Origin of the sequence: Streptomyces sp. NPDC005262, assembly GCF_042872425.1 — a bacterium.
Lineage (GTDB): Bacteria > Actinomycetota > Actinomycetes > Streptomycetales > Streptomycetaceae > Streptomyces.
On the sequence record NZ_JBIAKK010000004.1, the window covers coordinates 197,638 to 209,094 of the forward strand.

The following is an 11,457-nucleotide window of genomic DNA, read 5'->3' on the forward strand; positions in this document are numbered from 1 at the left end:
GAGATGCGGGTCAGCCGCGGCACCACGGTCGCGGCCGACCTCGGCTTGCCGCGCCGGCTGATGCCTGCCAGGTCGATGGTCGTCATGCGGGCGACCCTAAGTTCCGGCGGGACCGTCTGCGGCACGTCGTGACCGGGCGAGTCCGCGATTCACCGGTTCGCGCGCCGTCGCGCCTCCACGCGCCGACCGCTTCATGGCCCGGGTCGCAGGCATCCACCGGACGGGCGGAGAGCCTCGGGCTGATGGCCGCCCTGTGGCCCGTGCAGAGCCGGCCGCCGGTGACTCGTGAAATGCGTGAAGGACTTCTCGTTCCGCGGCTGCATCCGTAGGCCCGTGGGAATCCTCCTGGGCCGACAGTGCCGTACAAGACGCGGCGCTTCCCGAGGAAGTTGTCCGTCCGCAGCGGACGAGGAAGGGGGAAAGGGGGAGTACCCGCTCCTTTCCACTCTCAACGTATAGCGCATGGGGGGCCTTGCGGCAAGGCCCTGGTCATGCCGCAGAATCGGCGGCCGAAGCCGGAACCGACGGAATCGGGAGAGTCACGAAGTGCGTGTGTTGCTGTCTACGTATGGGTCGCGCGGGGACGTCGAACCGCTGGTGGGACTCGCGGTGCAGTTGCGGGCACTCGGCGCGGAGGTGCGGGTGTGCGCGCCGCCGGACGAGGACTTCGCGCGGCGGCTGGCCGATGTCGACGTGCCGATGGTGCCCGTCGGCCGGTCGGCGCGCGCGCTGACGACCGCGGCGGCGGCGCCGTCGTCGGCGGACCTGCCCCGGCGCGCCGCCGAGTTGATCACCAGTCAGTTCGCCGCGGTCACCGCGGCGGCCGAGGGGTGTGACGTGCTGGTGGCGACCGGCGCGATGCCGGCCGCGGCCGGCGCTCGGTCGGTGGCCGAGAAACTGGGCATCCGCTCGGTGTCCGTGACCTTCCAGCAGCTCACCCTGCCGTCGCCGCACCACCCGCCGCTGGCCTATCCGGGCCGGCCGTTCCCGCCGGACGTGACCGACAACCGGGTGCTGTGGGACCTGGACGTCCAGAACATCAATGCGCTGTTCGGTGAGGCGCTCAACGTCAACCGGGCGTCGATCGGCCTGCCCCCGGTGGGCAATGTCCGCGACTACGTCATCGGCGACCAGCCGTGGCTGGCGACGGACCCGGCACTGGACCCGTGGCAGGAGACGCCGGACCTCGACGTCGTGCAGACCGGCGCGTGGATCCTGCCGGACGAACGCCCTCTCCCCGACGGCCTGGAAGCGTTCCTCGAGGCCGGCGAACCACCGGTGTACGTGGGCTTCGGCAGCATGCCCATGCGCGCCTCGAAGGACGTCGCCCAGGTGGCCGTCGAGGCGGTCCGTGCGCAGGGCCGCCGCGTACTCGCCTCCCGCGGCTGGGCCGGCCTGGCCCTGGTCGACGACCAGGACGACTGCTTCGTCGTCGGCGAGGTCAACCAGCAGAAACTGTTCGGCCGGGTGGCCGCCGTCGTGCACCACGGCGGCGCGGGCACGACGACGACGGCCGCCCGGGCCGGCGCGCCTCAGGTGGTGGTACCCCAGTCGGCGGACCAGCCGTACTGGGCCGGCCGGGTCGCCGACCTGGGCGTCGGCGCGGCACACGACGGTCCTGTCCCGACCACCGAGTCCCTGTCCGCCGCGCTCAGGACGGCCCTGACACCTGAGACCCGCACCCGAGCGAGCGCCGTGGCCCGCACGATCCGCACCGACGGCGTGACGGTGGCCGCGAAGCTGCTGCTCGACACGATCAGCCGGGAAGGAGCGCCGATGCCCGTGTGAACCACGCGGGGATCACCGAGCCAGGACCCGGAACACACGAACCCGCAAACCCTGACGACCTCGGCCGACAACGGCCACGGGTCCACGCCGGGCGGAGCGTTGCTCGTCATGGCCACCCGAATCGTCAGGCCAGTCCAGACGCCTTGCCACACGCACATGGTCGCGAGCGACCTCAGATCGGAGCCGATTACGTGAACCCGCTGACCACCAGCGTGTTTGACCTTCCCGACCACCTCTCCCCCAAGGCCGACCCGGCGCTGATCGCCGGTGACGAGCAGCACTTCGCGGCCCTCGCGGAGAGCCTTGAGCAGGCGATCACCGAACTGTCCGACCGCCTCGATGCCGAACGCAGGGCTCCCGGCGGCGTGGGCCGGCAGGCGATGGACCGGGACGCGGAGATCCACCGGCTGACCACTCGCCTGCGCGCACTGCGTCGCTTCGGCCTCGACCTGTGCCTCGGACACATGGTCGGCGCGGACAGCTCCGAGCCGGTGTACGTCGGACGACTCGGCCTTACGGACAGCACGGGCCGTCGGCTGCTGCTCGACTGGCGCTCCCCCGCGGCCGAACCGTTCTTCGGAGCCACCCATGCCAACCCGATGGGTCTGGCAAGCCGCCGCAGGTATCGCTGGACCCGCGGCCGGATCAGCGACTACTGGGACGAGGTCTTCACCTCGGACGGGTTCGCCGGGCACGCCGCGCTCGACGACCAGTCCGCCTTCATCGCCAGCCTGGGCAGCAACAGGTCGGCACGGATGCGAGACGTGCTCGGCACCATCCAGGCCGACCAGGACGCCATCATCCGTGCGGGATCCCGCGGCGCTCTCGTCGTCGACGGCGGCCCGGGTACGGGCAAGACCGTCGTCGCTCTGCACCGCTCCGCCTACCTCCTCTACTCCGACCCTCGCCTCGGTCACCGACGGGGCGGTGTGCTGTTCGTCGGCCCGCACCGGCCCTACCTGGCCTACGTGGCCGACGTCCTCCCCAGCCTCGGCGAGGAGGGCGTGCAGACCTGCACCCTGCGGGACCTCGTCACCGAGGGAGCCGCAGCGGCGGTCGAGGCCGACCCGGACGTGGCCGCCCTGAAGTCGTCCGCGAACCTGGTGAAGGGGATCGAGACGACCGTCAGGTTCTATGAGGAGCCGCCCACCAAGGGAATGACGGTCACGACCCACTGGTCCGACATCTGGCTGAGCGCCGACGACTGGGCCGTGGCGTTCGAGGCGGCGGAACCCGGTACTCCGCACAACGAGGCACGCGACCAGGTCTGGGAGGAGCTGCTCACGATCCTGGTGGACAAGCACGACGGAGACGTCTCGGCCGACCTGCTCCGCAAGTCGCTGCGGCAGAACAGGGAACTGCTCACGACCTTCGACCGCGCGTGGCCGCTGCTCGAAGCGGCTGACCTCGTCGGAGACCTGTGGTCGGTACCCGCCTATCTGCGGATGTGCGCTCCCTGGCTCGGCCCCGACGACGTCCGGAAGCTGCAGCGCGGGGACGCCCAGGCCTGGACCGTGTCCGACCTGCCGCTCCTGGACGCGGCACGGCAGCGGCTCGGCGACCCGGAGGCCGCGCGGCGCGAGCGTCGGCACAAGGCCATCCTCGCCGCCCAGCGCGAGCGCATGACCCAGGTCGTCGACAGCCTGATCGAGGCCGTGTCCAACTCCGGCGCCGACGGTGACGAGGGCGAAGGCCTGGTGACGATGCTGCGCGGCGAGGACGCCCAGGTCAGCCTGGTCGACGAGTCCGAACTGACCACCGTCGACCCGGACCTGCTCGCCGGCCCGTTCGCGCACATCGTCGTGGACGAGGCTCAGGAACTGACCGACGCGGAGTGGCAGATGCTGCTGGTGCGGTGCCCGTCCCGGAGCTTCACCATCGTCGGGGACCGTGCCCAGGCCAGGCACGGGTTCACGGAGTCATGGCAGGAACGGCTCGAGCGGATCGGACTCGACCGGATCAGCCTGGCCTCCCTGAGCATCAACTACCGGACGCCGGAAGAAGTCATGGCGGAAGCCGAGCCGGTCATCCGGGCCGTGCTCCCGGACGCCAACGTGCCGGCCTCCATCCGCAGCAGCGGCGTTCCCGTCGTACACGGGTCCGTTTCAGATCTGAGCTCGATCCTCGACACCTGGCTCGCCGCACATGCCGAAGGGATCGCGTGCGTCATCGGCGATCCGACGTTCCGGACGACGTCCCGTGTCCGGTCGCTGACTCCGGAGCTGTCGAAGGGGCTCGAGTTCGACCTGGTCGTCCTCATCGACCCGGAGGAGTTCGGCGAGGGCATCGAAGGAGCGGTCGACCGCTATGTCGCGATGACTCGAGCGACCCAGCAACTCGTCATCCTCACGAGCTCCTGACCTCGCCCGGGCGGCCGTCGGCCCGGGCCGACGACTTCGCCCGGGCCGACGACGAGATCACCGAGCGGGACCGGGTCGGACAGGGCGCGGCACTGCTGTACCGGATCCACCCGTGGACCGGCCTCGGGCCGGCGGACTTCGACGCGCCGGCGCAGTTGGTGCGGGCCGGAGCGGGAGCTGACCCCCGCCCCGGTCCTGGCCGGTCCAGCCCGGCCTTGACCGGTACAGCCCGGTCCTGCCCGGCCGTCGTCGTCAGTCACCGAGGACGGTCAGATCCAGCTCGGGAAGGCGGGCCGGATCGTTGACCACGTACAGCTCGACGACCCTGTCACGCTCGATCGTGAAGCGCATGACCGAGAACCGCTGCCCGTCGCGGACCGAGATGACTGCCGGGGCCCCGTCGACCAGTGCCATCCGGGACGACTGCGCGAACGGCGCGAACATGATCGCCTGGCGGGCGACCGAAGCGGCCCCGCGCACCACGGACGGAGCGCCGACGCCACCGGCGCCGCCGTCGGACCGTGCCACCACGTCCGGGTCGAGCACGGCGACGAGCGCCTCGAAGTCACCGCCCCGGGCGGCCGCCAGGAAAGCGTCGACGACCTCACGCTTGCGGGCGAGACCGGAGTCCGGCACCCGGTCCACACCCTGGACGCGGCGACGAGCCCGGCTGGCGAGCTGCCGGGCCGCGGCCGGGGTCCGGTCCACGATGCGACCGATCTCGTCGAACGGCACCGCGAACATGTCGTGGAGCACGAAGGCGAGCCGTTCGGCGGGGTCCAGGGTCTCCAGGACCACGAGCAGCGCCAGCCCCACCGAGTCGGCGACGAGCGCCTGTTGTTCGGGGTCGCTTCCGGACTGCGGGCCGAGAACCGGCTCGGGTACGCCGGCACTCGCCTGATGCGTCTCCAGGGACTCCTCGCGCCGGGACCGTCGCGAGCGCAGCATGTCCAGGCAGACCCGGCCGACGACCGTGGTCAGCCAGCCGCTCAGGTTCTCGATCTGCCGGTCGTCGGAGCGGCCTAGCCGGATCCAGGCTTCCTGCACGGCGTCGTCCGCCTCGGTCTGTGAACCGAGCATCCGGTAAGCCACGGCCTTCAGACGGGTCCGGTTCTCCTCGAAGCGTTCCGCCAGAAACTCGTTCTCGTCCACAGGTCCATTCCTCCGTCATGTTCCGTCACTGCACTGACGGATCGAACGAGAACGATGTGACACGCCGATGTGAGGAGGATCCGGGGATCAAGGAATCGGGGCGCGCTTCGCCGGTCAGCTCCAGGGCAGCCCGGCGCGGTGGCGCCAGTACGCCTCCGGCTCCTCCACCAGCGCGTCCAACCGTTCCCGCCGCTGCTCGTCGAGGTCGAGGACGGGGGCGTGGAGGTTGCCGACGAGCTGGGTGACGGTCGCCGCGCCGGAGAGGACGACGCCGGCCCACGGCTGGTGCAGGATCAGCGCCAGCGCGACCGCGTCGCTGCCGAGGCCCGCCTCGGCAGCGATCTCCCGGACGACGGCGGGAGCGTCCGTTCCGGCGAGCCGGCCGTTGGCCATCGCTTCCTTGACGATCACGGTGAGCCCGGCGTCATGCGCCTCGGTGAGCGCCTGTCCGGCCGACGTCTCCAGGGCGTTGTAGGTGGCCTGGACCGTACGGAAGAGGGGCTCGCCGTCGACGGTGACGGCCAGGGCGGCGCGGATGGCGTCCGCCTGGCCGGGGCCGCTGGTGGACAGGCCGACGGTCACCCCGTCGGCGGCGAGGGCGGCGAGCCGCTCGTGCAGTTCCTTGTCGGTGAGGGCCGGACTGTCGGCTGTCACGGAGTGGATCTGGTAGAGGTCGAGCCGGTCGCCCAACAGTGCCGCGGTCTCGGCACGCTGGCGTTCGAAGGTGGCGAGGCTGTGGTCCTTGACCTCGTGCGCCTCGGCGTCGACGCTCCAGTCGGCGGTGTAGGTGTAGCCCCATTTGCTGCCGATGACGACGTCGCGCACATCCGGGCGGGCGGTCAGCCAGTCGCCGAGGAACTCCTCGGCGCGGCCGTAGGAGCGGGCGACGTCGAAGTAGCGGACGCCCTGCGCATAGGCGGCGTCGAGAAGTTCATGGGTGTGCTCGCGCAGTGCCTCGACGCCGCGGGTGCCGGGCAGGTCCCGGTCGCGGTGGAGATTGATGTAGGCGGGCCTGCCGACCGCGGCCAGGCCGAGCCCGATATGGGCGGTCGGGGTCGTCGCTGAGGCCAGGCGGGCGAAGGGCATCGCGGGCTCCTCGTGGGTCGGGTCCGTAACTCCGTCCCGACCAACGTAGCCCGCGATGCCGTTCCCGTGAGCTACTGACGGGCGGTGGCCCACGCGTGCTGTGCCGCCAGGTCGTTCTTGATCTCGGCGAGCTGTACGGCGACGGCCGATGGGGCCGTGCCGCCGCGTCCGTCACGGGCGGCGAGCGCCCCCGGCACGTTGAGGACCGTACGGACCTCGGGGGTGAGGTGCTCGGAGATCTTCGCGAACTGCTCGTCGGTGAGCTCGTCGAGCTCGATGCCGTGCTGCTCGCACTCCTTGACGCACTCGCCCGCGACCTCGTGCGCGACGCGGAACGGGACGCCCTGCTTGACCAGCCACTCGGCGATGTCAGTGGCGAGCGAGAAACCGGCCGGGGCGAGCTCCTCCATCCGCTCGCGGTTGACGGTGAGCGTCGCCATCATGCCGGTGAAGGCGGGCAGCAGGACCTCGAGCTGGTCGCAGGAGTCGAAGACCGGCTCCTTGTCCTCCTGGAGATCGCGGTTGTACGCGAGCGGGAGGGCCTTGAGCGTGGCCATCAGGCCGGTCAGATTGCCGATCAGCCGGCCGGACTTGCCGCGGGCGAGCTCGGCGATGTCCGGGTTCTTCTTCTGCGGCATGATCGAGGAGCCGGTGGAGAAGGCGTCGTGCAGGGTGACGAAGGAGAACTCCTTCGTGTTCCAGATGATGATCTCTTCCGCGATCCGGGAGAGGTTGACGCCGATCATCGCGGTGATGAACGCGAACTCGGCGACGAAGTCGCGGGAGGCCGTGCCGTCGATGGAGTTGGCGACGGAACCGTGCTCGAAACCGAGGTCCGCGGCGACCGCCTCCGGGTCGAGGCCGAGCGAGGAGCCGGCCAGCGCGCCGGAGCCGTACGGGGACACGGCCGTCCGCTCGTCCCACTGCCGCAGCCGCTCGGCGTCCCGGGACAGCGGCTGCACGTGGGCCAGGACGTGGTGGGCGAAGAGGACGGGCTGGGCGTGCTGGAGATGCGTACGGCCCGGCATGGCGACGTCCGGGTGGGCCTCGGCGAGGCCCACCAGCGCGTCCTGGAGCTCCGCGATCAGCCCGCCGATGATCCGGGCGTGGTCACGCAGGTACATCCGGAAGAGCGTGGCGACCTGGTCGTTGCGGGACCGGCCGGCGCGCAGCTTGCCGCCGAGATCCGGGCCGAGACGCTCCAGCAGTCCACGCTCCAGCGCAGTGTGGACGTCCTCGTCGGCGATGGTGCCGGTGAACGACCCGTCGGCGACATCGGCTTCGAGCTGGTCGAGACCGGCGATCATGCGGGTCAGCTCGTCCTCGGTGAGCAGCCCGGCCTTGTTGAGGACGCGCGCGTGGGCACGGGAGCCGGCGATGTCGTACGGCGCGAGCCGCCAGTCGAAGTGGACGGAGGCGGACAGCTTCGCGAGCGCCTCGGCCGGACCGTCGGCGAAGCGGGCGCCCCAGAGGCGTACGTTGCTGCTGCCGTTGCTCACTGCGTGCTCCTCAGGAGACAAGAGGGTGGATGTGCGACCGCCTCCCCGCCGCGGAGGAACGGGGAGGCGGTGACGTAAACGGGGTGGCGTCAGGCCAGGTCACGCTTGGCGGCGATCTTCGACGAAAGGCCGAAGATCTCGATGAAGCCCTGCGCCTTGGACTGGTCGAAGGTGTCGCCCGAGTCGTAGGTGGCGAGGTTGAAGTCGTACAGCGACTCGCTGGACTTCCGGCCGGTGACGACGGCGCGGCCGGCGTGCAGCGTCATCCGGATGTCGCCGGTGACATGCTGGTTGGCCTCGTTGATGAAGCCGTCCAGGGCGCGCTTGAGCGGGGAGAACCACAGGCCGTCGTAGACCATCTCGCCCCAGCGCTGCTCGACCTGCCGCTTGTAGCGGGCCAGCTCGCGCTCGACGGTGACGTTCTCCAGCTCCTGGTGGGCGGTGATCAGTGCGATCGCGCCGGGGGCCTCGTACACCTCGCGGGACTTGATGCCGACGAGCCGGTCCTCGACCATGTCGATCCGGCCGATGCCCTGAGCGCCGGCCCGCTCGTTGAGCTGCTGGATCGCCTGGAGGACGGTGACGGGCCTGCCGTCGATGGCGACCGGGACGCCCTCCTTGAAGGAGATGACGACCTCGTCGGCCTCGCGCGGGGTGGCCGGGTTCTGGGTGTACTCGTAGATGTCCTCGATCGGGGCGTTCCAGATGTCCTCCAGGAAGCCCGTCTCGACGGCGCGCCCGAAGACGTTCTGGTCGATCGAGTACGGGGACTTCTTGGTGGTCGCGATCGGGAGGTTCTTCTCCTCGCAGAAGGCGATCGCCTTGTCCCGGGTCATCGCGTAGTCACGGACCGGGGCGATGCACTTGAGGTCGGGGCCGAGCGCGGAGATGCCGGCCTCGAAGCGGACCTGGTCGTTGCCCTTGCCGGTGCAGCCGTGGGCGACGATGCCGGCGTCGTGCTTCTTGGCGGCGGCGACGAGATGCTTGACGATGGTCGGCCGGGAGAGGGCCGACACCAGCGGGTAGCGGTCCATGTAGAGGGCGTTGGCCTTGATCGCCGGGAGACAGTACTCCTCGGCGAACTCGTCCTTGGCGTCCGCGACCTCGGCCTCGACGGCACCGCAGGCGAGCGCGCGCTTACGGATGACGTCCAGGTCCTCGCCGCCCTGGCCGACATCCACGGCAACGGCGATGACCTCGGCGCCCGTCTCCTCGGCGATCCAGCCGATGGCGACGGAGGTGTCCAGGCCGCCCGAGTAGGCGAGTACGACGCGCTCGGTCACGGGTTTCTCCTTACGGTGCAATCACTGTTGGGTATAACTATGCAGTCCTCTGTATGGTTTGTCAAAGCTACTGGTGAACGGCTCACCCGAACGCTCGAGCCCGGACCGAAAATGCCAGGCCCGGACACCGTGCGGCCGTCCGTGCCCCCCCACCAGCCGTCGTCCGGGCCGTGACGCAGGCACTGCTGCCGGACGCCGACCGGATACCGCACGAGTGGCTGCTCGTCAGGACCGGGGCGGACCAGCCACGTGCGCTGCGTGTGGCGGCGGAGCGGCTCCTGCGAGCCCATGTCCGCGCGACGGTCCGGCAGCGGTGGCCCGCAGGCTGAAATGCCCCTGCCGCGCGCCGCACCGGCGCCGATAATCGCCGCATGGGAAAGACCTACGCACGTATCGACGGACGGCTCAGGACCTTCATCGAAGAACAGCACATCTTCTTCACCGCGACCGCCCCACTGGGCGGCGACGGCACGATCAACCTCTCCCCCAAGGGTGTCAGCGGCTCCTTCGCGGTCCTCGACGAGCTGACCGTGGCCTATCTGGACTTCGCCGGGAGCAATGCGGAGACCGTCGCCCATCTCCGGGAGAACGGTCGCATCACTCTGATGTGGTGTGCCTTCCAGGGGCCGCCGAACATCGTGCGGGTGCACGGCCGCGGCGAGCCGGTCTTCCGTGACGATCCGCGGTTCCCGGGACTGCTCGGCCGGTTTCCCGTCGACCCGGCCCCGCACGGGCTGCGCGCGATCGTCGTGGTGACGGCCGAGCTGATCCGGGACACCTGCGGGTTCGGGGTGCCGTACCTGTCCTACGAGGAGGACCGGCCGCTGCACGCCCAGCGCTTCGCGCGCGAGGACGACACCTCGCTCAGCGAGTACTTCGGCAAGAAGGAGAACATCGCGACGAGCATCGACGGGCTGCCGGGACTGCCGCTCCCGCTGCCCGTGATGCCAACCGTGGACTGAGCCACTGGACCGAACGGAGTACGGTGCCCGGTGGGCCGGGCCGTCGGGTCTACCGTCCGGTCCATGCGCACATCTCTGGTGACCGGGTCGGTTCTGCTCGCCCTCGTGGGTTCGTCGGCGGCCCGCCCCGCCGATACGCCCCCGCTCCCGGAGCGGCTGGCCGACACGGGCGGCGGCTCGCAGCTGATCACGGCCGAGGCGCCCGGCACAGGATCCACCACGGGCACCGTCACCTGGTGGAGCCTGCAGTCGGGGACGTGGGTACGGGCCGGGTCCGCGCCGGCCCGGTTCGGGGCGAAGGGGCTGACCGAGGGGGACAAGCGGGTCCAGGGCACGGACACCACGCCCACCGGTCTGTACGACCTGCCATACGCCTTCGGCGTCGAAGCGGTCCCTGCCGGGACCCGCTATCCGTACCGCAGGGTCGGCGACCGGTCGTGGTGGTGCCAGGACAATGCGGCGCGCGACTACAACCGCTGGGTGGAGCCGCTGCCCGCGGACTGCGGGGCCGGCGATGCCGAGCATCTGGTCGCGTACCCGAAGCAGTACGCCCGCGCACTGGTCATCGGGTTCAACTACGACCGGCCGGTGCGCGGGCGGGGTGCGGGCATCTTCCTGCATGTGAACGGAAGCGGTGCGACCGCCGGCTGTGTCTCGGTACCGGCGCCCTCGATGGACCGGATCCTGGCCTGGGCGGACCCGGCCCGCCGCCCGCATATCGCGATCGGGACCCACTCGGGCACGACCGCGATCACCCGTTACTGATCCGTCTCTCCGGACCGCTCAGCGACCGTTCTGCGCCAGCCGCAGCAGGTGGTCGGCGAGCCCCTGACCGCCCGCCGGGTCCCGGCTGATCAGCATCAGGGTGTCGTCGCCCGCGATGGTGCCGAGGACGTCGTGCAGCTCCGCCTGGTCGATGGCCGAGGCCAGGAACTGGGCCGCGCCCGGGGGCGTACGCAGCACCACGAGGTTGGCCGAGGCCTCCGCCGAGATGAGCAGTTCGGAGGAGAGGCGCCGCATCCGCTCCTCCTTGGCGGACTCGCCGAGCGGTGCCTGCGGGGTGCGGAAGCCACCTTCGCTCGGCACGGCGTAGATCAGCTCGCCGCCGGTGTTGCGGATCTTCACCGCGCCCAGTTCATCCAGATCGCGGGAGAGCGTCGCCTGGGTGACGCTCAGGCCGTCGTCGGCCAGGAGCTTCGCCAACTGGCTCTGCGAACGCACCGGCAGCCGGTTCAGGATGTCCACGATCCGGCGGTGGCGTGCCGTGCGGGTCTGCGGCACGGACGGCCCGCCGAACTCGGATTCCTGCGCCTCGGTCATCGTCGTC

The 11,457-nt window shown here is 70.6% G+C and carries 10 protein-coding genes; 5 read left to right on the forward strand and 5 right to left on the reverse strand.

Annotated features, from left to right (window positions below; translation table 11 throughout):
* Nucleotides 1–546 precede the first annotated feature (546 nt).
* On the forward strand, nt 547–1,788 hold the full coding sequence (locus ACFYP5_RS14025) for a glycosyltransferase (protein WP_389034819.1): 1,242 nt from the start codon (nt 547–549) through the stop codon (nt 1,786–1,788).
* A 191-nt stretch (nt 1,789–1,979) separates the two neighbouring features.
* A complete protein-coding gene (gene helR / locus ACFYP5_RS14030; RefSeq protein ID WP_389034822.1) occupies nt 1,980–4,148 on the forward strand; it encodes an RNA polymerase recycling motor ATPase HelR in 2,169 nt (722 codons plus the stop codon).
* 252 nt (nt 4,149–4,400) lie between these two features.
* Here the strand turns inward: helR and ACFYP5_RS14035 are convergent, their stop codons facing one another.
* From ACFYP5_RS14035 to ACFYP5_RS14050, 4 genes are all read right to left on the reverse strand, one after another.
* Nucleotides 4,401–5,300, reverse strand: coding sequence for a sigma-70 family RNA polymerase sigma factor (locus ACFYP5_RS14035; protein WP_389034824.1), 900 nt, complete (start codon nt 5,298–5,300; stop codon nt 4,401–4,403).
* A 114-nt stretch (nt 5,301–5,414) separates the two neighbouring features.
* Nucleotides 5,415–6,386, reverse strand: a complete 972-nt coding sequence (locus ACFYP5_RS14040) for an aldo/keto reductase (RefSeq protein WP_389034826.1) — start codon at nt 6,384–6,386, stop codon at nt 5,415–5,417.
* A 71-nt stretch (nt 6,387–6,457) separates the two neighbouring features.
* Nucleotides 6,458–7,885, reverse strand: coding sequence for an argininosuccinate lyase (gene argH, locus ACFYP5_RS14045; RefSeq protein ID WP_389034829.1), 1,428 nt, complete (start codon nt 7,883–7,885; stop codon nt 6,458–6,460).
* An 89-nt stretch (nt 7,886–7,974) separates the two neighbouring features.
* Nucleotides 7,975–9,168, reverse strand: coding sequence for an argininosuccinate synthase (locus ACFYP5_RS14050; RefSeq protein WP_389034832.1), 1,194 nt, complete (start codon nt 9,166–9,168; stop codon nt 7,975–7,977).
* A gap of 170 nt (nt 9,169–9,338) precedes the next feature.
* On the opposite strand from ACFYP5_RS14050, the gene ACFYP5_RS14055 reads away from it, so the two are divergent.
* From ACFYP5_RS14055 to ACFYP5_RS14065, 3 genes are all read left to right on the forward strand, one after another.
* Nucleotides 9,339–9,497 carry a hypothetical protein gene (locus ACFYP5_RS14055; protein WP_389034834.1) on the forward strand — a complete coding sequence of 53 codons (159 nt, stop codon included), beginning with the start codon at nt 9,339–9,341 and terminating at the stop codon, nt 9,495–9,497.
* A 42-nt stretch (nt 9,498–9,539) separates the two neighbouring features.
* Nucleotides 9,540–10,130 carry a pyridoxamine 5'-phosphate oxidase family protein gene (locus tag ACFYP5_RS14060; protein ID WP_389034837.1) on the forward strand — a complete coding sequence of 197 codons (591 nt, stop codon included), beginning with the start codon at nt 9,540–9,542 and terminating at the stop codon, nt 10,128–10,130.
* 63 nt (nt 10,131–10,193) lie between these two features.
* Nucleotides 10,194–10,895: a L,D-transpeptidase gene (locus ACFYP5_RS14065; RefSeq protein ID WP_389034839.1), complete on the forward strand. Its 702-nt coding sequence runs from the start codon at nt 10,194–10,196 to the stop codon at nt 10,893–10,895.
* An 18-nt stretch (nt 10,896–10,913) separates the two neighbouring features.
* On the opposite strand, the gene ACFYP5_RS14070 is transcribed toward ACFYP5_RS14065, so the two are convergent.
* Complete coding sequence (locus ACFYP5_RS14070; protein WP_030918639.1) at nt 10,914–11,450, reverse strand: arginine repressor; 537 nt, start codon at nt 11,448–11,450, stop codon at nt 10,914–10,916.
* Nucleotides 11,451–11,457: the final 7 nt, after the last annotated feature.

What these genes read in the sequence shown, in the direction of transcription:
- ACFYP5_RS14040 (WP_389034826.1), bottom strand. Translation starts at nt 6,386, where the DNA reads ATGCCCTTCGCCCGCCTGGCCTCAGCGACGACCCCGACCGCCCATATC.
- ACFYP5_RS14070 (WP_030918639.1), bottom strand. Translation starts at nt 11,450, where the DNA reads ATGACCGAGGCGCAGGAATCCGAGTTCGGCGGGCCGTCCGTGCCGCAG.
- ACFYP5_RS14060 (WP_389034837.1), top strand. Translation starts at nt 9,540, where the DNA reads ATGGGAAAGACCTACGCACGTATCGACGGACGGCTCAGGACCTTCATC.
- ACFYP5_RS14065 (WP_389034839.1), top strand. Translation starts at nt 10,194, where the DNA reads ATGCGCACATCTCTGGTGACCGGGTCGGTTCTGCTCGCCCTCGTGGGT.